General features: G+C 64.0%; 20 protein-coding genes. 8 read left to right on the top strand and 12 right to left on the bottom strand.

The features are described from left to right. Positions 1-43 precede the first annotated feature (43 nt). Genes XH90_RS25180 through XH90_RS25160 form a run of 5 tightly spaced genes read left to right on the top strand, consistent with a single transcriptional unit; the run spans position 44 to position 6,050 of the window. A complete protein-coding gene (locus tag XH90_RS25180) occupies positions 44-1,027 on the top strand; it encodes an ABC transporter substrate-binding protein (RefSeq protein ID WP_194477007.1) in 984 nt (327 codons plus the stop codon). 54 nt (positions 1,028-1,081) lie between these two features. Then, positions 1,082-3,661 carry a cache domain-containing protein gene (locus XH90_RS25175; protein WP_194477006.1) on the top strand — a complete coding sequence of 860 codons (2,580 nt, stop codon included), beginning with the start codon at positions 1,082-1,084 and terminating at the stop codon, positions 3,659-3,661. Continuing rightward, positions 3,658-4,047, top strand: coding sequence for a response regulator (locus tag XH90_RS25170; RefSeq protein ID WP_194477005.1), 390 nt, complete (start codon positions 3,658-3,660; stop codon positions 4,045-4,047). Before XH90_RS25175 ends, XH90_RS25170 begins: the two co-directional genes overlap by 4 nt. Beyond that, positions 4,044-5,294, top strand: a complete 1,251-nt coding sequence (locus XH90_RS25165) for an adenylate/guanylate cyclase domain-containing protein (protein WP_194477004.1) — start codon at positions 4,044-4,046, stop codon at positions 5,292-5,294. The genes XH90_RS25170 and XH90_RS25165 overlap by 4 nt, the downstream gene beginning before the upstream one ends. Before the next feature lie 9 nt (positions 5,295-5,303). Beyond that, complete coding sequence (locus tag XH90_RS25160) at positions 5,304-6,050, top strand: hypothetical protein (protein WP_194477003.1); 747 nt, start codon at positions 5,304-5,306, stop codon at positions 6,048-6,050. Here the strand turns inward: XH90_RS25160 and XH90_RS25155 are convergent. The 12 genes from XH90_RS25155 to XH90_RS25100 form a co-directional block, all read right to left on the bottom strand. Next, entirely contained in the window at positions 6,047-6,931 is an 885-nt protein-coding gene (locus tag XH90_RS25155; protein ID WP_194477002.1) for an ABC transporter permease, read from the bottom strand. The two genes, XH90_RS25160 and XH90_RS25155, sit on opposite strands and share 4 nt — an antisense overlap. A gap of 4 nt (positions 6,932-6,935) precedes the next feature. After that, positions 6,936-7,877 (bottom strand): ABC transporter permease, encoded by a 942-nt coding sequence (locus tag XH90_RS25150; protein ID WP_194477001.1) that lies wholly within the window; start codon positions 7,875-7,877, stop codon positions 6,936-6,938. A gap of 10 nt (positions 7,878-7,887) precedes the next feature. Further along, positions 7,888-9,396, bottom strand: coding sequence for an ABC transporter substrate-binding protein (locus XH90_RS25145; RefSeq protein WP_194477000.1), 1,509 nt, complete (start codon positions 9,394-9,396; stop codon positions 7,888-7,890). 22 nt (positions 9,397-9,418) lie between these two features. After that, positions 9,419-10,525, bottom strand: a complete 1,107-nt coding sequence (locus XH90_RS25140) for an ABC transporter ATP-binding protein (RefSeq protein ID WP_194476999.1) — start codon at positions 10,523-10,525, stop codon at positions 9,419-9,421. Then, positions 10,525-11,514 carry an ABC transporter ATP-binding protein gene (locus XH90_RS25135; protein ID WP_194476998.1) on the bottom strand — a complete coding sequence of 330 codons (990 nt, stop codon included), beginning with the start codon at positions 11,512-11,514 and terminating at the stop codon, positions 10,525-10,527. Before XH90_RS25135 ends, XH90_RS25140 begins: the two co-directional genes overlap by 1 nt. Continuing rightward, a complete protein-coding gene (locus tag XH90_RS25130; RefSeq protein ID WP_194476997.1) occupies positions 11,511-12,221 on the bottom strand; it encodes a DUF1028 domain-containing protein in 711 nt (236 codons plus the stop codon). Before XH90_RS25130 ends, XH90_RS25135 begins: the two co-directional genes overlap by 4 nt. A 9-nt stretch (positions 12,222-12,230) precedes the next feature. Next, positions 12,231-14,036, bottom strand: a complete 1,806-nt coding sequence (locus tag XH90_RS25125; protein WP_194476996.1) for a gamma-glutamyltransferase family protein — start codon at positions 14,034-14,036, stop codon at positions 12,231-12,233. 82 nt (positions 14,037-14,118) lie between these two features. Next, complete coding sequence (locus XH90_RS25120; RefSeq protein WP_194476995.1) at positions 14,119-15,108, bottom strand: ABC transporter ATP-binding protein; 990 nt, start codon at positions 15,106-15,108, stop codon at positions 14,119-14,121. Further along, positions 15,105-16,091 carry an ABC transporter ATP-binding protein gene (locus tag XH90_RS25115; protein WP_194476994.1) on the bottom strand — a complete coding sequence of 329 codons (987 nt, stop codon included), beginning with the start codon at positions 16,089-16,091 and terminating at the stop codon, positions 15,105-15,107. Before XH90_RS25115 ends, XH90_RS25120 begins: the two co-directional genes overlap by 4 nt. Positions 16,092-16,104: 13 nt before the next feature. Further along, the gene (locus XH90_RS25110; protein ID WP_194476993.1) at positions 16,105-17,067 is read right to left on the bottom strand and encodes an ABC transporter permease; all 963 of its coding nucleotides are present in this window, start codon (positions 17,065-17,067) and stop codon (positions 16,105-16,107) included. Between the two features lies 1 nt (position 17,068). Continuing rightward, entirely contained in the window at positions 17,069-18,049 is a 981-nt protein-coding gene (locus XH90_RS25105) for an ABC transporter permease (protein ID WP_194476992.1), read from the bottom strand. 101 nt (positions 18,050-18,150) lie between these two features. Then, positions 18,151-19,752: an ABC transporter substrate-binding protein gene (locus XH90_RS25100; RefSeq protein WP_194476991.1), complete on the bottom strand. Its 1,602-nt coding sequence runs from the start codon at positions 19,750-19,752 to the stop codon at positions 18,151-18,153. Positions 19,753-20,125: 373 nt separating this feature from the next. Here XH90_RS25100 and XH90_RS25095 point away from each other — a divergent pair, with 373 nt between their 5' ends. From XH90_RS25095 to XH90_RS25085, 3 genes are read left to right on the top strand one after another with little or no spacing between them, the layout of a single operon-like run. Further along, positions 20,126-20,383, top strand: a complete 258-nt coding sequence (locus tag XH90_RS25095; protein ID WP_194476990.1) for a DUF6489 family protein — start codon at positions 20,126-20,128, stop codon at positions 20,381-20,383. Continuing rightward, entirely contained in the window at positions 20,383-21,183 is an 801-nt protein-coding gene (locus tag XH90_RS25090) for a triacylglycerol lipase (protein ID WP_194476989.1), read from the top strand. The genes XH90_RS25095 and XH90_RS25090 overlap by 1 nt, the downstream gene beginning before the upstream one ends. Positions 21,184-21,228: 45 nt before the next feature. Continuing rightward, positions 21,229-22,779 (top strand): wax ester/triacylglycerol synthase family O-acyltransferase, encoded by a 1,551-nt coding sequence (locus XH90_RS25085; RefSeq protein WP_194476988.1) that lies wholly within the window; start codon positions 21,229-21,231, stop codon positions 22,777-22,779. Positions 22,780-22,798 lie beyond the last annotated feature (19 nt).

Raw genomic sequence — 22,798 nt, 5'->3', positions numbered from 1 at the left:
ATTGTGACGACTGAAGCGTCGATGCGCTTGGACGGGTCGTTGGATGAAGAGACGTGAATTTCTTGCGGTGCTTGGCGGGGCGGCGCTGTCGCGGCCGGGCATGGCGACGGCCGATACACCCGGTCGCCTCTATCGGGTCGGCACGGTAACGCCGATCGCGCCCGTCACTGCGGAGAGCCGGGGCGGCAAGATTTTGATCAAGGTGCTTGAAGAGCGCGGTTTCAGGCTCGGCCAGAACCTGGCCTTCGAAGCGCGGGGCGCGCTCGGCGACGTCACCATGCTGCCCGCTCTGATCGCAGAGCTGAAGGCAAAGAGCGTCGATGTCATCGTGATCATCGGCTACCCGACGGCGATGGCCGCCAAGGCGGCCGGCATCGCCACTGTCGCGGCCAGCGGCGTCGGTGATCCCGTCGAAACCAGGCTGATCGAGAGCCTGGCGCATCCGGGTGGCAAGATCACGGGAATTTCTGACGTCGCAGCGACGCTCAGCGCCAAGCGGCTGTCGCTGCTCAAGGAGGTATCGCCGAAGCTGACCAAGGTCGCGATGCTCTGGAACAAGGACGACCTTGGCATGACCATGCGCTATCAAGCGTCCGCGAAGGCGGCCCAGGCGCTTGGACTGACCGTGCAGGCGCTCGGCGTGCGCGAGCCCGACGATTTCGACGAAGCCTTCTCAGTGATGAGCGGCGATTTGCCCGACGGCATTCTGATGGTGGCGGACGCGTTGACCATTCTCAACCGCGAGCGCGTGTTCGAGTTTGCCGCTGTCCGAAGGTTGCCGGCGATCTATGAATTCGACGAATTCGCCCGCGATGGCGGCCTGATGTCCTACGGCGCGGATTCCGCGGAATCCTTCGAGCGGGCGGCCGCGCTGGTCGCCCGCATCTTCAATGGCGCCAATCCCGGCGACCTGCCGTTCGAGCTGCCGACCCGTTATCCTCTGGTGATCAATCTCAAGACGGCCAAGGCGACAGGGCTTGAAATTCCGCCGACATTGCTGGCACTTGCCGACGAGGTCATTGAATAGCCTTGTGCGCTGCAACGAGAGACAAGGTCAGGCCTTCTTGCTAGGCTTGGGGGAATGAGCATTTCCGTCCATCCCGACACCCCGCAAACCGGGCCGCTGCCGCGCGCGGCGGAAGGCAGCGTCGCGTCGGGCGAGGCGGAACCGGGGATCAGGACCCGGCTGTTCACCAAATATGTCGCGCTGTTCGTGGCGGTGGTGGCCGTCGCCCTGCTGGCCAACGGGCTGTTCGAGGTCTTGTTCTACTATCGGGAGCACAAGGCCGCGCTGATCCGGGTCCAGCACGAGCAGGCCGAGGCGGCTGCCGCCAAGATCAGCCAGTTCATCAAGGAAATCGAGAGCCAGCTCGGCTGGACCACGCAACTGCCGTGGTCGGCAGGCTCGATCGAGCCGCGCCGGTTCGACGCGTTGCGGCTGCTGCGTCAGGTGCCCGCCATCACCGAGCTCGCCCAGGTGGATTCGACCGGCAGGGAGCGCCTGCGCGTCTCGCGTCTGGCGATGGACGTGATCGACAGCGGCATCGACCTCTCGGACGATCCCAAATTCACCCAGGCCGTCGCCCACAAGGTCTTTTATGGCCCGGTCTATTTCCGCAGGGATTCCGAGCCTTACATGACGCTGGCGCAGGCCGGTGCGCGCAAGGATGCCGGCGTCAGCATCGCGGAAGTCAATCTCAAGCTGATCTGGGACATCGTGTCCCAGATCAAGGTCGGCGAGCACGGCCATGCCTTCGTCGTCGGTCCCGAGGGGCGCCTGATCGCGCATCCCGATATCAGCCTGGTCTTGCGCAATACCGACCTGTCGGGGCTGGCGCAGGTGCACGCGGCGCTCGCCGGCGGCGGTGCCATGCCTGATGCCTTGCAGGAGGCGACCAACATCCAGGGGCAGAAGGTTCTGACGGCATCCGCGCCGATCAGCCCGCTGGGCTGGACCATGTTCGTCGAGCTGCCGGTCGAGGAGGCCTATGCTGCGCTCTACGCCTCGCTGGAGCGCCTTGCGATCGTGCTGCTCGCGGCCTCGGTCTTCGCCGTACTCGCCGGGATATTCCTGGCACGCCGCATGGTCGGCCCGATCCAGGCGCTACGCATCGGCGCCGAGCGCATCGGCGGTGGTGATTTCGCCCAGCGGATCTCGATCAAGACCGGCGACGAGCTCGAGGGCCTCGCGGACCAGTTCAATCACATGGGCGAGCGCCTGCAGGAATCCTATGCCGACCTCGAAAGCAAGGTCGAGCAGCGCACCGCCGAATTGCGAGAATCACTGCAACAGCAAACGGCAACCGCCGATGTGCTGAAGGTGATCAGCCGCTCGACGTTCGATCTGCAGACCGTGCTCGACACGCTGGTCGGATCGGCGGCCCGATTGTGCGACGCGGATGAAGGAACGATCTTCCGCCCCCGCGATGGCGCCTTCTATCTGGCCGCGAGCTGCGGCCTCGATGCGGAACAGGAGAACAAGCTCCAGACGTTCGCTTCCGTGCCGGAGCGGGGAAGCGTCGTTGGACGCACCTTGCTCGATTGCAGGACAGTTCACGTTCCGGACGTGCAGGCTGATCCGGACTATGCACCTTCGTCTGCGCGAAGACGCTCCAACGTGCGTACGATGCTGGGTGTCCCTCTGCTTCGAGAGGGAACACCCATCGGGGTGTTCGTCTTGACCCGGCATGTCGTGCGCCCCTTCAGCGAGAAGCAGATCGAACTCGCCACGACATTCGCAGATCAGGCCCTCATTGCGATTGAGAATGTCCGCTTGTTCGAGCAGGTCCAGGAGCGCACCAGGGAGCTGTCGCAATCCCTCGACGATCTACGTGCTGCCCAGGGTCGCCTGATCCAGACCGAGAAGCTGGCGTCGCTCGGCCAGCTCACGGCGGGTATCGCTCACGAGATCAAGAACCCGCTCAATTTCGTCAATAACTTCTCCTCGATCTCGACCGAGCTGATCGACGAACTCAACGAGATCTTGCAGACTGCCTCTCTCGACGACAAGACGAAGAACGAGGTGGACGAGCTGACCGCGATGCTGCGGGGCAATCTCGAGAAAGTGGTGCAGCATGGCAAGCGAGCCGATTCCATCGTCAGGAACATGCTGTTGCATTCGCGCGAAGGTTCCGGCGAGCATCGCCCCGCCGACATCAACGGGATCGTGGAGGAGAGCCTCAATCTGGCCTATCACGGTGCGCGTGCCGAGAAGCCCAACTTCAACGTCACGCTCAATCGCGACTTCGATCCGGCGGCCGGGATGGTCGATGTTTACCCGCAGGAAATCACCCGTGTCTTCCTCAATCTGATCTCGAACGGCTTCTATGCGGCGACCAAGCACAAGGAGAGCGCCGCCGAGGGCTTCGAGCCGACCTTGAGTGCAGCGACGAAAGATCTTGGCAATAGGGTGGAGATCCGGATCCGCGACAACGGCACGGGTATTCCGCAGGAAGTGAAGGAGAAGATGTTCAATCCCTTCTTCACCACCAAGCCGGCCGGCGAGGGCACCGGGCTTGGTCTGTCCATGAGCCATGACATCGTCGTGAAACAGCACGGCGGCTTGATCGATGTGAACACCACGTCCGGTCTTTTCACCGAATTCATCATCATCTTGCCGCGCGTGATGGCGGCAGACAGTACGTCCGGAGGCAAGATTTGAACGTTTACATTCTGGTCGTCGATGACGAGCCTGACGTCGAGGCGCTGTTCCGGCAGCACTTCCGGCGCGATTTGCGCGCAGGCCGCTTCCATATGGAGTTCGCGCTCTCGGCACCCGACGCGATCAAGCGCGCGGCGGAGGTGCGAGATCCCTCGCTGATCCTGATCCTGTCGGATATCAACATGCCCGGTATGAGTGGGCTCGACATGCTGCCGAAGGTGCGTGCCGACCATCCGCATGTCCCCGTCATCATGATCACGGCCTATGGCGACGTCGAGACGCGCCGGAAGGCGATCGAAGGTGGCGCCACGGGGCTCCTCACCAAGCCGATCGACTTTGCGCTGTTGCGCCACGAGATCGATACCAGGCTCGAGCAAGCGGCATGATTCCGACCATCCTCTTCGTCGACGACGAGCCGGATCTGGAAGCGCTGATCCTGCAAAAATTCCGCAGGCAGATCCGCGACGGGCTCGTTGCCATCATGTTCGCACGGGACGGCCTCGAGGCGCTGGAGTCGCTCGAGCAGAATCCGCATGTCGACATGGTGGTCTCGGACATCAACATGCCGCGAATGGACGGGCTGTCGCTATTGCAAAAGCTGCAGGAAGCCGAGGACAAGAAGTCGACCATCATCGTCTCGGCGTATGGCGACATGAGCAACATCCGGACCGCCATGAACCGCGGGGCGTTCGATTTTCTGACCAAACCGATCGACTTCGCCGATCTCGAAACCACGATCGAGAAGACCCTTCGGCACATCGAGATGCTGCGTGAGGTGCGGCGCCGCCAGGCGGAGGCCGAACGTGCCCACGCCGCGCTGTCGCGGCATTTCTCGCCCGAGCTCGCCAAGCGTCTGGCGGAAGGCGGCGGCGGTGAGGGGATCGAGGTCCAGTGGCGCGATGTCGCCGTCATCTTCACTGATATCACCGGCTTCACCTCACTGGTCGAAAGCGCGCCTCCCGAGACGCTGGGCGCGCTCCTCAATGAATATGTCGGCGGAATGACCGAGGTCGTCTTCGCGCATGACGGGACCGTTGCCAAGATCATCGGTGATGCGATCCAGGTGCTGTTCAACGCGCCCGGCGATCAGCTGGACTATGCGACGCGTGCGGTCGCTTGCGCCCATGACATGGACGCGTGGGCGCAGGATTTTTGCGCGCGCCAGAAGGCTAAAGGCGTGAAGTTCGGCACCACGCGCATAGGCATTCACGCCGGCTCCGCACTCGTCGGCAATTTCGGCGGCAACCGTTTTTTCGACTACACCGCCTATGGCGATACGATCAACATCGCGGCGCGGCTGGAGGCCGCGAACAAGCAGCTGGGGACCCGCATCTGCGTCAGCTCCAGTGTCGCCGAGGCCGCGGCGAATTTTCAGGGACGTCCCGTGGGCGATCTGATGCTGCGCGGTCGCAGCGAGCCGCTGCGCGCATTCGAGCCACTGCCGCAGGACAAATTTGATGCACCAGCAACAGCACAATATGCCGAGGCGTTTGCCAAGGTGGAGGCCGACGACGCCGCGGCGATGCCGGCCTTTGCCGCGCTGGTCGGGATGCATGCCGACGATCCGCTGGCCGGCTTTCACTTGAGGCGCCTGCTCAACGGCGCCAAGGGCATTCGCATCCAACTGGATTAAGGGCTCGACATGACGCGCGAATTTTCTGCCGGAAATTACCGGTTCATTCCCTCCGTATTCCAGTATTCGGCTGGTGCTGCTGCCGACGACGGCTATGAGATCGAGCGCGTCAGGTTCGATCGCCTCGTGCCGCTGGCGGAAGGGTTCGGACTGGCGGCAAAGTACATCCAGGCGCAAGAGCGTCCGTTGACGGCCTTCTGCGCCTGCGAGCTGCGCTCGCCGGCCGCGTTCAGCGAAGAGGGCTTTCGCGCGTTCAACCTGCATTACGTCAAGACGCTGTCCGAATGGGGCATCTTCGACGGAACGACCAATCCGGTCGCCCGGAGCAATGTCTGTCCGGAGATCGATCCGCCGTCGGAGCCGTCATTCTACGCGTTCTCATTCACGCGGCCGACGACATCGAAGGCCCTGTCGTTCGTGATTGCCGGCGGCGCCGAGGCGCGCGAAGGCAGCAGCACCTATGTCGAGCGCACCGTGCGTTACCGCGATCTCAGCCCGGAAGGCCTGCGCGAGAAGGTAAGGTTTACCACGACGTCGCAGATGGAAAACCGGATGACCGCGTTCGGATTCGGCTGGAAGGACACGACCGGCGTGCAGGCCTATTCCGTGCACGATTTTCATCACGCGCTGGTCGATGAGCTGGTTCGGCGTGGCGCATTGCGCTCGGGGCTCACCTGGCATTTTGCGCGGCCACCGGTGGTCGATCTCGAATACGAGATGGATTGCCGCCGCGTGATGCGCGAGATCGTCATCTAACGCTGCCGCGGGTCGAGCGCATCGCGCAGGCCGTCGCCGAGCAGGTTCAGCGACAGCACCACCAGGAAGATCGCCAGCCCCGGCCAGATCGCCATCCACGGCGCCTGGGTCAGGAAGCGTTGCGCCGCGTTGAGCATGCTGCCCCATGACGGCGACGGCGGTTGCTGGCCGAGGCCGAGGAACGACAGCGCTGCCTCGGCGATGATGGCCGCGGCGATCGACAGAGTCGCCTGCACCAGCAGGGCAGGCAGGATGTTCGGCAGGATGTGCGAAACCGCGATCCGCCAGGGCGGATTGCCGAGTGCGCGCGCCGCCTCGACATAGTCTTCGGCCTTGACGCTCAGCACTTGGCCGCGGGTGAGGCGAATGAAGACCGGTGTGGCCGAGATGCCGATCGCGATCATGGCATTGCCGAGGCTTGGACCGAGGAACGCCGCAAGTGCAATCGCCAGGATCAGGAACGGGCAGGCCAGCATCGCATCCGTGATCCGGCTGATCAGCGCGTCGACAAATCCGCCGCGATAGCCGGCGAGAAGGCCCAGCGGCACCCCGATGCCAAGCGCGATCGCAACCGAGATCAGGCCGGCGAGCAGCGAGGCTCGCGCGCCGTAAATGACGCGGCTCAGGATATCGCGGCCGAGTTCATCGGTGCCGAACCAGTGCGCGGCCGTGGGCGGCTTGCGCACCAGGCTCCAGCTCGTCGCGATGGGATCATAGGGCACGATGAGCGGCGCCAGGACTGCGACAATGATGAACATCATGAGCACGATCAGCCCAAACACCGCCGCCTTGCGCTTGAAAAGGCGGCGCCGTGCCCGGCGCGCCGGGCTGTCCAGCTCGTCGGCTTGCACAAGGGAGGCGGGCAAGGCGGCGTCGGTCATGGCATTAGCCCCGCAGCCTGGGATTCACGAGAATATAGGCGACGTCGGCAATCAGATTGAGTGTGATGTAGACCGTCGCCGTCACCAGTACGACGCCCTGCACGACGGCGTAGTCGCGGTTGAAGACGGCGTCCACGATCAGCTTGCCGAAACCGGGGATGGAGAAGATCTGTTCGGTCAGCACGGCGCCTGAGAGCAGCGTGCCAAGCTCGAGCGCACCGAGCGTGATGACGGGCGTCAGCGCATTGCGCATGGCATGTTTGAGGATCACCGAGCGTTCCGACAAGCCCTTGGCGCGCGCGGTGCGGACATAGTCGCTTTCCAGCACCTGGAGCATGGCGCTGCGCGTATGCCGCATCAGGATCGCAGCAATGGCATTGCCGAGCACGAAGGCCGGCATGATGGTGGCAGCGAGGCTCGCGCGCCAGTTCTCGGTCAGCGGCACATAGCCCGAGGCGGGCAGCCAGCCGAGCTCGATCGAGAACAGGAAAATCAGCATGATGCCGAGCCAGAAATTCGGCGTCGAGATGCCCCACAGCGCGAAGAAATTGGCGCCGTAGTCCCACGCCGTTCCCTTCTTCACGGCCGCGACGATCCCGGCGGGAATGCCGATCAGGAAGGCGATGATGATCGCCATCGCACCGAGCTGCAGCGTCACCGGCAGTTTCTGCGCGATCAGCTCGCGCACCGGCATCTTGTTGCGCAAGGACTCGCCGAAGTCACCGACGAGGACCCCCTTGATCCAGTAGGCGTACTGCACGGGGACGGGCTGATCGAGCCGGTACTGGTGCCGGATCTGCTCGATCACGGCCGGATCGCGCTCCTCGCCCGCCAACACCAGCGCGGGATCGCCCGGCAGCAATTGCTGCAGCGAGAAGATCAGCACCGACACGAAGAAAAGTGTCGGTACGATCTGAGCAAGCCGGCGGGCGAGGAAGTTCAGCATCCCCTATTCGTCACTTCAGCTTGAGGCCGACGACACGCACGAGGCCGTCGGGCATCTGCTTGTAGCCTTCGAGCTTGGTGGTGTGCGCGATGATGATACGGCGGTGATAGAGATAAAGGATCGGCTCCTCTTCCTGGACCAGTTTGGCGAGAGTTTCATAGCTGGCCTTGCGTTTGGCGGGGTCGGTCATGAGCCGCGCGTCTTCCAGTGCCTTGTCGGCCTGCGGATTGTTCCAGTCGCCGTAATTCTGAGGCGCGTTGCTGTGCAGGAAGATGAAGCTGTTGCCGTCGGGATCGACCCGGCCGCTCCAGGCGAGCATGAAGGCCTGGTAGTCGCCGGCCTCGGCCTGCTTCAGTCCAGTCGCGAATTCGGTGACGCGGATCTTCATGTCGAAGCCGGCTTCCGCTGCCATCGCCTGGATCACCTGCGCCGGTGTCTCCGTCTCCGCGCCCTTTGGCACCAGGAAATCGACGCTGACCGGCAGCTTCACACCGGCTTCCTTCAGCAGGGCCTTGGCCCTCTCGACATTGCGGGCGCGGACTGGAAGGCTCTTCTGGTAGTAGGGATGATCGGGATTGACCCATTGATTGCCGACCTGGAACTCGCCGTTGAATACGACCTGGTTGATCGCTTCGCGGTCGATGGCAAGGTCGAGCGCCTGCCGCACCTTGGCGGATTGGCTGAGCGGGCCCTTGGCCTTGTCCTTGCCGATGTTGAGCGTGATGCCTTGATAGCCGAGTTCGATGGCGGTCGCGACCTTCAGCCGCGAATCGCCACGCACCTCCTTGAGATCGGTGGCGAGCACGCGCTCGATCAGATCGAGGCCGCCCGATTTCAGATTTGCCAGCCGCACGGTGGCATCGACGATGGGCTGGAACACGATCTTGTCGATGAAGACGTTGTCCTTATTCCAGTAGTCGGCGAACTTCTCGAACACGATGCGGTCCTGCTGCACGCGCTCGACGAACTTGTAGGGGCCGGCGCAGACCGGGTGCAGGCCGAACTTGTCGCCTTCTTCCTTCGCCGCCTTCGGCGAGACCATCATGCCGGCGCGATCGGTGAGCTGGGCGAGCAGCGGCGAGAATGGCGACTTCAACACCAGCTTGATGGTGAGGGGGTCGACGACTTCGATGTGGTCGACCGAGGCGAGCTCCGGCTTGCGGAAGGAGCCAGGCAGCGTCAGGTGGCGCTCCAGCGAGAATTTTGCGGCTTCCGCATCGAACGGTTCGCCATCGTGAAATTTCACACCGGGACGCAGCTTGATGATGAGGCCTTTGCCGTCGTCGACCGTCTCGCTCGACAGCGCGAGTTGCGGCACGATGTTGAGCTTCTCGTCGATGTCGAACAGCTTGTCGCAGAAGGCGGCGAACACGATGCGGCCGACATAGGTCCGCGCCATGGTGGGATCGAGGATATCGGGATCCTCGGCAAGGCCAATGCGCAGCGTGGTCTGGGCCTGGGCGGCTCCAAGCGACAGCAGGAACGCGGCCGCCGCTGCGGCCAGGCGAAGTATCTTCATCGGACAGTCCCCATTGCTCAGGCTACGTCGTCGTAGACCTTGCACTCAGTATACCAACACCGGGCTGGCTCGCGCCTTCCGTCTTTCGGCTGAATGCCGCGACTAATTTCGCCAGTGCCGGCGAAAATCCGGCCGCCGCGGGCAGAATCGTGTCGGCCGGGGGCAGATCGTTGACGCGATGGCAGGCGGTGGCGTGGCTTGTACCGTTGTCCACCAGGGCTGGCGCCTCAGTGCGGCAGCGGTCGATCACGAAGGGGCAGCGGGTATGGAAGCGACAGCCGGCCGGCGGATTGAGTGCGCTCGGGATGTCGCCTTGCAGCACGACCTTCGCGCGCTTGGCGTGCGGCCGCGGCAAGGGGATCGCCGACAGCAACGCGCGGCTGTAGGGATGGCGGGGACGGGCGAACAACTCGTCCGCATCAGCCTCTTCGACGATCTTGCCGAGGTTCATCACCGCGACGCGGTCGGCGATGTGCTTGACCACGGCGAGGTCGTGCGAGACGAAGATATAGGCAAGGCCGAGCCGGTCCTGCAGCTCGCGCAGCAGGTTGAGGATCTGCGAGCGGATCGAGACGTCGAGCGCCGAGACGGGCTCGTCGCAGATGATCAGTTTCGGCTCGACCGCGAGCGCACGCGCGATGGCGATGCGCTGGCGCTGGCCGCCGGAGAACTCGTGCGGATAGCGCCGCGCCAGCCGCGGCTCGAGGCCGACCAGCCGCAGGATCTCAGCGACGCGCTCGCGCCGCTGCGCAGGTGGTACGAGATCGTGTAGCGAGAGCGGCTCGGTCAGGATCTGGCCCACGGTCATGCGCGGATTGAGCGAAGCGTAGGGGTCCTGGAAGATGATCTGCGCCTCGCGCCGGAATTTTCGCAGCGCATCGGCATCGAGAGAGAGGAGGTCGCGGCCGTCGAAGCGTACGCTGCCTGCATCCGGCTCGATCAGCCGCAGCACCAGGCGGCTGACCGTGGATTTGCCGCAACCGGACTCGCCGACCAACGCGAGCGTCTTGCCGGCTTCGAGCGAAAAGGACACGCCATCGACGGCTTTGACATGCGCGCGCGCCTGGCCGAACAGCGATCGCTTGGCGACGAAATGCTTGACCAGGCCTTCGACCTCGAGCAGCGCCATCACGACACCAGACGTTCGAGCGGCGCGCGGATGCAGCGCGAGGCATGGCCGGGGCTGACGTCCACCAGCGGCGGCGGCGCCTTGCTGCAGGCCTCCAGCACGAACGGACAGCGCGCGGCGAAACGGCAGCCGGCCGGTGGCTGCGCCATGTTCGGCACCATGCCTTCGATCGTCGCCAGTTGCTCGGCGCGATGGTCGAGCCGCGGGATGGAGCCGAGCAGGCCGACCGTGTAGGGATGCTGTGGCGTTGAGAACAATTCATCGACCGGCGCGCGCTCGACGATCTCGCCGGCATACATCACCGCGACCTCGTCGCAGACCTCTGCCACGACGCCGAGATCGTGGGTGATCAGAATGATGGCGGCGCCGCTTGCGGCCTTCAGCTCGCGCATCAGCTCCAGGATCTGCGCCTGCAGCGTGACGTCGAGCGCGGTGGTCGGCTCGTCCGCGATCAGGAGCTGCGGATCGCAGGCCAGCGCCATCGCGATCATCACGCGCTGGCGCATGCCGCCGGAAAGCTTGTGCGGATATTCGTCGATCCGCCGCTCGGGCGAGGGGATGTGGACGCGACGCAAGAGCTCGACTGCCCGTTCGCGCGCGGTCTTCCGTGAAACGCCACGGTGACGCAAGATGGTCTCGATGATCTGGTCGCCGATCGTAAAACTCGGATTGAGCGACGTCATCGGCTCCTGGAAGATCATCGCGAGCCGGTTGCCGCGCAGGTCGCGCAACGTCTGATCCGCGGTCTTCAGCAGGTCGAAACCGTCGAAGCGAATCGCGCCTGATATCTCCGTTGTCTGCTTCGGCAGCAGCCCCATGATCGCAAGCGAGGTCACGCTCTTGCCGCAGCCGGACTCGCCGACGAGTCCCAGCGTGGCGCCATTGGCGACACTGAGATCGACGCTGTCGACCGCGTGGGTGATGCGGCCGTCGTCGCCGTGAAAACGAATGCGCAGGTCCCTGATCTCGATGAGAGGGCTCGCGCTCATGCTTGCCTTGCCTGCGCCGCTTTGATGCTGGCGTCGATGACGCTGCGATCGGTGTTGCCGGCCGGGTTCTGCCGGGTCGGCATGGACGGGCGGAAGTGGACCCAGAGCTCGTGGCTGACGCGTTCGAGCCGATCGAGCTCGTCGAGCGGATCAGGATGGTCGTCCGCGCGGATATCCAGCGCCGGCCATTCCTCCTCGCCGTGGATCAGCAGCGCCGCCGATTGCTTGCCGCGCTTGTCGCCGCCGGCGGCTTCGCCTGCGCGCATCGCTGCAAGCAGCCGGCGCGGGAAGGGCAGGCTGTCATTGGCGATATAGGTCTTCGCGGTCTCGGCAAGGACGTCGGCGCCCGCCAGCATGTTGCCTGCGATCGAAAAGCCGCTGCCGGCAATATGTCCGCACCAGTTGATGCAATCGCGTCCGGTATGCGCGGCGATCGCGCCGCTCGCATCCATGATGTGGACCTGGCGGCTCTCGCGGCCATCATCGGCCGCGAGCAGCGTGGCGAGGATGTCATGGACGTTGAGGCCTTCCCGGAGCAGCTTGACGCCGTCGATCCCGTAATAGGGATTGACGAAAGCCTGGGTCGCAATGGCGCCGAGGCCGGCCGAAATGTAGGGCACGCGGGCGCCGACGGCGAAGAAGCGGGTCGCAACCGCGATACCGAACTGGCCGGTGGCTGGATCTCGCGCGATGATCGACCAGGTCATGTGTTGCCTTTACCGTCCCGCGGCGTAACCCTGCATGCCGCGCGGATTGGCGGCGGCGCGCCGACGCACGCCGACGCGCGAGGCCGCGGTGAGGCGGCCTTCCGACCAGTCGGGGCCGACCTCGACGATATGTCCGCGCTCGCGAAGGTTCTCGATCGTCGCCTTCGGCACGCGGTTCTCGACCACGAGCACACCGGGGCGCGCGGTGCGCGGCCAGAACGAGATCGGGAAGTGCTCGGAGTGCCAGGCCGGCGCATCGATCGCTTCCTGGAGATTGAGGTTGCAATGGACGTGGCGCAGGAAGAACTGGGTGATCCATTGGTCCTGCTGGTCGCCGCCGGGCGAGCCCCAGGCAAGATACGGCTCACCGTCGCGCAGCGCCATGGTCGGCGACAGCGTGGTGCGGGGTCGCTTGCCCGGTGCGAGCGAGCCAGGATGGTTTTCCTCCAGCCAGAACATCTGGGCGCGGCTGCCGAGGCAGAAGCCAAGCTCGGGAATGACAGGCGAGGATTGCAGCCAGCCACCCGACGGTGTCGAGGACACCATGTTGCCGGCCTTGTCGATGATGTCGAAATGCACGGTGTCGCCGCGCACCTCGCCGAAGCGTCCTACCGTCGGCTCGCCGGCGCCGAGCGCACCGACCGCCTCGCGCTGGCCCTCGGCACGGCGCAGCTTGACCACGCCGCCGAAGCCTTCGACGGTGCCGGGCACGAAATCGAGCGATGCCTTCTCGGTGACGAGCTTGCGGCGCTGGTCGTTATAGGCATCTGACAACAGTGTCGAGATCGGAATCTCGGAGAACTTCGGGTCGCCGTAGAACTTTTCGCGGTCGGCGAAGGCAAGCTTGGCGCATTCGATCTGGAGATGGATGAACTCAGGTCCGGTCGGGTCGAGGCCGTCGAGTGCAAAACCTTTCAGCAGTGCGAGCTGCTGCAGCGTTACCGGGCCCTGGCTCCAGACGCCGGCCTTGCAAACGGTGTAGCGGCCGTAATCGTAAGTCAGGGGTGCCTCGACCGTCGGCTGCCAGCGCGCCATGTCGTCAGCGGAAAGCACGCCGCGATGCGGCGAGCCGCTGACGTCCATGACTTCTTGTGTGCGGCAGAACTTGTCGATGGCTTCCGCAACGAAGCCTTGCGACCAGGCTTTGCGTGCGCGCTCGATCTCGGCGTCGCGACCACCGCCGCCGCTCTCGGCCTCGCTGAGAATGCGCGTGTAGGTCGCGGCCAGCGTCTTGTTGGTGAAGATCGTGCCGGGTTTCGGCACCTCGCCGTTCGGAAGATACACCGCGGCCGAGGTCGGCCAGTGCTTGCGGAACAATTGCTCGACGGTCTGGATCGTGGCGCAGGCGCGCTCGACCAGCGGATAGCCGTCACGGGCATAGGAGATCGCCGGCTCCAGTACGTCACGGACACGCATCGTGCCGAAGTCGCGCAGCAACATCATCCAGGATTCGAACGTGCCGGGAACGCAGGCCGCGAGCAGGCCCGTGCCAGGCACCATGTCGAGGCCCTCGCTCTTGTAATGTGCGATGGTCGCGCGCGCCGGGGCCGGGCCCTGGCCGCAGATCACTTCGGTGCGTCCGCGCTTCACGTCATGCACGATGACGGGCACATCGCCGCCGGGACCATTCAGATGCGGCTCGACAACCTGGAGCGTGAAGGCGGTGGCGACGCCGGCATCAAACGCGTTGCCACCCTTTTCCAGGATGGCCATGCCGACCGCGGTTGCGATCCAGTGCGTGGTGGCAACGACCCCGAATGTGCCCTCGATCTCGGGACGCGTCGTGAACGGATCCGGATTGACGTTGCTGGCCATGGACTACCTCATTTACGGCGCGCGCAATTGATCACATCAGGTGCTGGAATGCCAAATGCACAGGCCGCATGGCACGCGCGCGTTATGCCGGGACCGGCGCGGTGTTAACGGCATGGCAGGCGACGCCGTCGATCAGTTTTGGAGCTTCCTTGCGGCAGAGGTCGAACGCCAGCGGGCAACGCGGGTTGAAGGCGCAGCCGGGCGGCGGATTGATCGGGTTCGGGATCTCGCCCTTCACCGGAATGCGCTGGCGGCCGCTCATGGCAAGATCAGGCACGGCGCCCAGCAGCATCTTGGTGTAGGGCATGCGCGGGCTGGCAAACAATTCGCGCCCTTCCGCGATCTCGACGATGCGGCCGAGATACATTACGCCGACCCGGCTCGCCATGTGGCGGACCACGGCGAGGTTGTGGCTGATGAACATGTAGGTCAGGCCGAACTTGTCCTGGAGATCGCGCATCAGATTCAGGATTTGCGCCTGCACGGAGACGTCGAGCGCAGAGGTCGGCTCGTCGCAGACGATGAACTCGGCGTCGGAGGCGAGCGCGCGCGCGATTGCGATGCGCTGGCGCTGGCCGCCGGAAAATTCATGCGGGAACTTTAGCCGATCGTCGGGATGCAGGCCGACGAGGCTGAGCAACTCACCGACGCGGGCCTGGATGTCGCGCTCGCCCTGGATCAGGTCGAAGGCGCGGATCGGCTCGGAGATGATGGCATCGACCCGGAAGCGCGGGTTCAGGCTCGCATAGGGATCCTGGAAAATCATCTGGATACGGCGGCGCAGCTTTCGTCGCGCCTGGCCTTGCCGCGGATCGGTCATCGAGACGCCGTCGATCAGGACATCGCCGGAACTCGGCGGCAAGAGGCCGACCACCATCCGGGCCACGGTGGTCTTGCCGGAGCCGGACTCGCCGACCAGCGCAAAGGTCTCGCCCTTCTTGATGTCGAAGGTGACACCGTCGACAGCCTTGAGATATTCGAGATGGCCACCCTCGAGCACGCGGTTGAGCCAGGGCTTCGAGACATCGAAGACGCGGCGCAGATTTGTGGCCTGGACGAAGGGGACGCTCATGCCGCGGTCTCCGCCGGCGCGGTGTCATAGAGATGGCAGGCGACGGATTGCGCACCGTGGGACAGCGGTTCCGGCCGTTCAACCCGGCAGCGGTCGAACGCGGAAGCGCAGCGCGGATTGAATGAGCAGCCGGGCGGGATCGCCGACAGGCGGGGCATCGAGCCTGGAATCTGCACCAGACGCTTGTCATCGCCGGCAAGCGTCGGGATCGCACCCATCAGGCCCTTGGCATAGGGATGCAGCGGGTTCCTGACGACGTCCTGCACCGGGCCGATTTCGGCGACGCGGCCGGCATACATCACCGCGACGCGGTCTGAAGTCTCGGCGATCACGCCCATGTCGTGGGTCACCAGCATCACGGCGGTGCCGTGGTCGCGGCCGAGCCGCTTGATCAGCGAGATGATCTGCGCCTGCACGGAGACGTCGAGCGCGGTGGTTGGCTCGTCCGCGATGATCAGTTCCGGCTCGGCGCAGATCGCAAGCGCAATCACCACACGCTGGCGCATGCCGCCCGAGAATTCGTGGGGATAGCCGTCGATGCGCTTTTCCGGAGCGGGAATGCCGACTTCGGCAAGCAGGTCGATGGCGCGGCGGCGCGCGGCCTGTTCGGAGAGATTGAGATGGGTCCGGATCGTCTCGACGATCTGGTCGCCGACCTTGTACAGCGGATTGAGCGAAGTCAGCGGATCCTGGAAGATCATGCCGATGCGCTTTCCCCTGATACGGCGCATTTCCTCCGGCGGCAGATTGTCGATACGCGTGCCGGCGAGACGGATCTCACCGCCGGCGATGCGGCCGGGCGGATCGATCAGGCCGATCACCGAAAGCCCCGTGACGGACTTGCCGGCGCCGGATTCGCCGACGACGCCTAGCACTTCGCCCTTGGCGATGTCGAAGGAGACGCCATCGATGGCGCGCAACGTGCCGCGACGGGAGGCGAACTCGACCCGGAGATTGCGGACGGAGAGAACGGGTTCGGTCATGAACGCTGCATACTCATCGGAGTTTGGGGTTGAGCGCGTCGCGCAGCCAGTCGCCGAGCAGATTGATCGAAAGGATCAGCGCTGCGAGCGCAATCCCGGGGAAGGCGACGATCCACCATTCGCCTGCGAACAGATAGCCGTTGCCGATGCGGATCAACGTGCCGAGCGACGGCATGGTCTCGGGCATGCCCGAGCCGAGGAACGACAGCGTTGCCTCGGTGATGATGGCGAGTGCCAGGTTGATGGTGGCGATCACGAGGATCGGCCCGGTGGTGTTCGGCAGCACATGGCGCAGCATGATGACGGGGGCGGGTAGGCCGATCAATTGCGCGGCTGCAACATAGTCCTTGTTCTTCTCGACCAGGACCGAGCCACGCACCGTGCGCGCGTATTGCACCCAGAAGCTCAGGCCGATCGCAAAGACCAGCACCGCCAGCATGCTCATCTCGTCGAGCTTGTTGCCAAAGACCGATTTGGCGATGCCGTTGATCAGCAGTGCAATCAGGATGGCCGGAAACGAGAGCTGCACGTCGGCGATGCGCATGATCAGCCCATCGACGGCGCCGCCGAAATAGCCGGCCGTCAGCCCGAGCAGGATACCGATCGCGCCGGAGAGGACGACGCCGAGGACGCCGACGAGCAGCGAGATGCGTAGGCCGTACAGGATAGCGGACAGCACGTCGCGCCCCTGTTCGTCGGTGCCGAGCAGGAACGGGCTCTGTCCGTCTGCGGTCCAGAGCGGCGGGATGCGCGAATTCATCAACTGGAGCTGTGCCGGGTCGAACGGATTTTGCACCGACAGCACGGAGGCAAAAATCGCGATCAGAAAGAACAGCAGCGTCACACCCGCCGCGATCATGGTGATCTTGGAGCGGCGAAACGAATAAAACACGTCGCTGTCGAGCGCGCGCTTGAACCAGCCAGGTGCTGTCGCGGGACGCTTCTCGGTGGTGTGGGGAACGACGGCCTCGCTCATGTCAGTGCGCCCGGCTGACCGTCGAGCGCAGCCGCGGATCGACGATGGTGTAGAGAATATCAACCACGAGATTGATGGTGACGAAGATCAGGGACACCATCATCAAATAGGCCGCCATGATCGGGATATCGACGTTCTGAACGGCCTGAACGAACAGGAGCCCCATGCCCGGCCATTGGAACACGGTCTCGGTGATGATCGCGAAAGCAATGACCGAGCCAAATTGCAGACCGGCCACGGTGATGACGGGAACCAGCGTGTTGCGCAGGGCATGGCCGAAATGAATTGCCCGTGTGGTGAGCCCACGCGCGCGGGCGAAGCGGATGTAGTCGGTGCGCAACACCTCCAGCATCTCCGCGCGGACCAGGCGCATGATCAGCGTCATCTGGAACAGGCCAAGCGTGATCGACGGCATGATCAGCGCCTTCAGGCCGGACAGCGTCAGGAGCCCCGTCGTCCACCAGCCGATATGCACGACGTCGCCGCGGCCGAACGAGGGCAGCCAGCCGAGCGTCACCGAGAACAGGTAGATCATGAGAATGCCGATCAGGAAGGTCGGCAGCGAAATGCCGATCAGCGAGACGGCCTGGAAGATGTGCGCGAGCCAGCTGTCACGGCGCAGCGCCGAATAGACCCCCATCAGGATGCCGCTGATCATCGCGAAGATGGTGGCGCAGATCGCAAGCTCCAGCGTTGCGGGCATCCGCTCCATCAGCAGGTTCGTGACCGGCAGGCGGAATTGGTAGGACACGCCGAACTTGAATTGCGCGGCGTTGCCGACGTAGCGGCCGAATTGCACGATCACGGGATCGTCGAGCCCGAGCGATTTGCGGATCGCGGCGCGTTCGGCGCCCGAGGTATCCATCCCGACCATCTGGTTCACGGGATCGCCGGCGAAGCGAAACATCGAGAACGCGATGACGCCGACGGCGATCATGACACCGATGGCCTGGATGGCCCGGCGCAGTGTGAAAGCGAGCATCTGTTCCTTTCACATCTCTTCAGCAGCACGCATCATTGCGTTAGCCCGAAACGGCAAGTCCCGGAAGCCAGAGCTTCCGGGACTTCACAAGATGTCGACACCTATTCGTCCTGCTTGGTCGCCCAGTAGAGCAGGACCTGGTTGTCCGCGCGCTGGGTCAGCTTCACCTTCTTCGACACGCCCCAGGCGAGGGCCTGCTGATGCAGCGGGATATAGGCCCAGTCCTTCATCGAGAGCTCGAATGCCTGCTTGATCAGTTGATCACGCTTGGTCGGGTCGGGCTCCAGAAGAACCTTGTCCGCGAGTTCGTCGAACTGCTTGTTGCAATAGCCGGCGAGATTGGCTTCGCCGCGGTTGGGATCCTTGGGATCGTCCCGGCAGCCCATGATGTCGTGGAGCACGTTGTGGGAGTCGAGCGTATCCGGTGTCCAGCCCAGCAAGAACAGCGAAGTCTTGTAGCCGCCGGGCTTGAGCACCTTGGCGAAATACTGGGCCTTCGGCTGTGCCAGCAGATCCACCTTGATGTTGATGCGGGCGAGCATGCCGACGACGGCTTGACAGATCGCCGCGTCGTTGACGTAACGATCGTTCGGGCAGTCCATGGTCACCTCGAAACCGTCGGGGTAACCGGCGTCTGCCAGGAGCTTCTTGGAGGCGTCGGGATCGAACTTCGGCCGGGTGAAGTCTTTCGACAGCGGAAAGATCTCAGGTGCCACCATCAACGCGGACGGCGTGGACAGTCCGCGCATGACGCGATTCTTGATCAGGTCGACATCGATCGCCCGGTAGACCGCTTCGCGGACGCGCACGTCCTTGAACGGGTTCTTGCCCTTGACGTTGGAGTACAAGAGTTCGTCACGCGCCTGGTCCATGCCGACGAAGATGGTGCGGAGTTCAGGTCCCGTCAGCACGGTGGCGTTGGGGCTTGCTTTGACGCGCTCGATGTCCTGGACCGGAACCGGCTCGATCACGTCGACCTCGCCGGACAACAGCGCCGCAACACGCGTGGCCGGGTTGGCAATCGGCGTAAAGATGATCTCCTTCAGATTATGTTCCGGCTTGCGCCACCAATTCGGATAGGCTTTGAAGACGGTCTTCACGCCCGGCTGATGGCTCTCGATCGTGAAGGGGCCGGTGCCGTTTTCATGGAGAGAGGCGTAGCTCGGGGTCGTGGCCGCGGCCGGCGTCGGTGCCACCGCATCGTTCGCCTCTGCCCATTTCTTGTCCATGATGTACCAGGTCGCCCACAGCGCGGTCAGGATGGGATTGGGCGAGGTCAGGACGAAATCGACGGTGTAATCGTCGATCTTGACGACCTTTGCATCGGCGGGAATGCGGCTCTGAAAATTCGAACCTTTCGCTCGCACGCGGTCGGCCGAGAACACGACGTCGTCGGCGGTGAAGGGGTCGCCGTTGTGGAATTTGACGCCCTTGCGCAGGTGAAAGCGCCAGCGTGTCGGCTCCGGGGTCTCCCAGCTCTCGGCGAGCGCCGGGATGATCTTCAGGTTCTTGTCGCGGGCAACGAGGCCCTCATAGACATGACCGAGATGCGCACTGGTGGTCGACTCGTTCAGCGTATAGGGGTCGAGCGATTTCAGCTCACCCTGGTTGGCATAGCGCAGCGTCTGGCTCGACGCCGGCGACACCGCCAACGCGAGCGCACCGGCGAGCGTCGCCGCAAACAGACTTCGTCCGACTGACATTCTTGACCCTCTCCACTCGCCCGCGCCGTGATTTTTGATTGTTCGGCGGGGCTGATCGATCCATGTTGCCCAGAGTTCTCGACCCGTGCAAGCGCCATTCCAGCAAGGAACGCGCCAAGTTGCACCGCTGTGCAGCAATGCTGACCAACAATTTATGGGCGAAAGGCGTGCGGGCGACATTGGACTTTCGGCCGGTGAGGCCTCGAAATGACCGCGGAAGCGGTCGGCCGGTGCCCGTTTGCGCCGACAAGTTGATTGACCATATCCGCCGATTGCGAACGCCGGCGCCCGGCCCCCGGCTCAGGTCGCTTGCGTCGCACACCATGTCGCGGCGATACTGTGTGACGCCGCTCGAATCTCATCCGGAGGGGACATGAAAGTTAATATCGAAATCGACTGCACCCCTCTCGAGGCCCGCCAGTTCTTCGGATTGCCTGACGTGGCGCCGATGCAGACGGCGGTGATGGACAAGCTCCAGCAGCAGGTCCTGAGCAACATCGAGAAAGTCTCGCCGGAATCGTTGATCCAGAGCTGGTTCACCTTCGATCCAAAGATCGCGGAGCGGTTTCAGGACATGTTCGTGACCATGGCAGGTCTCGGCAGCCCGCGTAGCGGCGACAAGAAGAAGTAATGCCTGAAGCGCGCGACGGAGCGTCGGGCTCGGGTCGCCTTCGTCCGCCGGCCCTCGGCCTGCTGCTCGCGGAGGCGCGCGGCCTGTTCGAGCTCAACGCCAGTGTCCTGCTATCACCGCTGCTGATGCGCGCGCCCAAAGGCGACGGCCATCCGGTGCTGGCGTTGCCGGGCTTTCTCGCGAGCGATCTCTCGATGGTACCGATGCGGCGCTATCTCGGCGAGCTCGGCCATGAGGCGCATGCCTGGCGGATGGGCCGCAATCTCGGCGGCCTGGCGCGGATGAGGGAGGCCCTGCGCGCCCGTCTGGCCGAAATCCACGCCGCAAGCGGTCGCAAGGTCAGCCTGGTCGGATGGAGCCTCGGCGGTGTCTATGCCCGCGATCTCGCGCTCCAGGCGCCCGAGATGGTCCGCTATGTCATTACGCTCGGCAGCCCCTTCGCCAACGATGTACGGGCGACCAATGCGACGGCCCTCTACGAGGCGCTGTCCGGCGAGAAGGTCGAGGATTTTGCCGAAGCGCGCGAGGCGATCGCCGGCGACCTCAAGGTGCCTGCGACGTCGATCTATTCGCGCTCGGACGGCGTCGTGAACTGGCGGACCTGCCTGCTGCGCCCCAATGACCGCGCCGAGAATATCGAGGTACATTTGGCAAGCCATATCGGGCTCGGGGTGAACCCGGCTGCGCTGTGGGCCGTGGCGGATCGCCTCGCGCAACCGGAGGGGGAGTTCTGGCCATTTGACCGGGCCGGGCCGTTTGCCATTGCATATGCCCCGCCGGAGCGGGCAGTATCGGCCTGACGAGAAGCGCCAAAAGACGCCCGTCAAATACAAGCGGAGGGAACTATGGCTGACGGTAAGAAGCTGTCGTCGCTGGATGCGTCGTTTCTCTATCTGGAAACACCTGAGATGCCGATGCATGTCGGCAGCATGGCGATCTTTCGCCTGCCCGACGACTACAAGGGCGACTTCTTCGAAGACTTCAAGGCGATGATCGTCTCTCGGCTGCACATCGCGCCGATCCTGAAGGCGCGCCTGGAGAAGGCGCCGCTCGACATCGATCATCCGACCTGGGTCGAGGACGACCAGTTCGACATCGACCGTCACATCTTCCGCGCCAGCCTGCCGGCGCCGCGCGACCGCGCCACGCTCGAGCGCATCGTCGGCTGGATGCATGCCAAGCTCCTGAACCGTGCTCGCCCGCTCTGGGAATTCTACGTGTTCGAGGGCATGAAGGACAACGAGGTCGGCCTCTATTCCAAGATGCACCATGCCGCAATCGACGGCGGCGCCGGTGCGGCCCTGACCAACATGATCTACGATATCTCGCCGATCCCGCGGACGGTCGAGCCGCCGACGGGCGGGACAAAGCCCGGGCAGGAGCCGCGCGACATCGCGGCAAACCTGCTCGATTCCTATCAGCAGCTTTTCAGCCAGCCGCTCGAAGCCTCGGCGGCCGCGAAGAATCTGCAACTGCCGCGGACCGGCAAGAGCGACATCGGGTCGATCCTGTTCGACAACGCGATGTACCAGATCGAGAGCGCGGTGCGCTTTGCCGGCAACATCCCGACCATGGTCAAGAGCGTTTCCGACGTGCTCGGCAAGATCTCCGATCCGAAGTCGCGCGAGAGCCTCGCCAGCATGGTATCGCCGCCGACCATGCTCAACAAGACGATCTCGTCGGAGCGGAGCTTTGCCGGCGTGTCGATCTCGCTGTCACGATCGAAGGCGCTGGCCAAGCTGGCCGGCGGCAAGCTCAACGACGTCGTGCTGGCGCTCGCCTCCGGCGTGGTCCGGCGCTATCTCCTGCAATATGGCACACTGCCGGCGAAGTCGCTCACCGCCGCCGTGCCGATCTCGCTACGCGAGGAGGGCAACACCGAGGCCAACAACCAGGTGTTCGGCATGATCTGCTCGATTGCGACAAATATCGCGGATCCCAAGGCGCGGCTCGAGGCCATCATCGCGCAGTCGACCAAGTCCAAGGAGATGTCGCATCCGCTGCGGGCTCTGATGCCGCAGGTGTCCAACATCTCGATGCTGGGTGCCCCGATCATCGTGCAGATCCTGGCGCTGCTCTACAGCCGCTCGGACCTGTCGGATGTGCTGCCACCGGCGGCCAACATCACCGTCTCCAACGTGCCGGGACCGCGGCAGACGCTCTATGCGGCAGGCGCCGAGCTGCTGCATATCTTCCCGGTGTCGATCTCGACCCATGGGCAGGCGCTGAACATCACCGTGCAGAGCTACCGCGACCAGCTCGATTTCGGCTTCATAGTCGGCGCCAACATCATTCCGCATGTGCAAGTGATGTGCGACATGCTGCCGGAGGAGTTTGCCGCGCTCGAAGCGGCCTACGCGCCGCCCGCATCCGACATCAAGGGCGCGGCCGAATAAGAAATTTTCAGGACATTTG

Source organism: Bradyrhizobium sp. CCBAU 53338 (assembly GCF_015291665.1).
Classification (GTDB): domain Bacteria; phylum Pseudomonadota; class Alphaproteobacteria; order Rhizobiales; family Xanthobacteraceae; genus Bradyrhizobium.
This window is presented reverse-complemented; position numbering and strand designations above follow the sequence as displayed.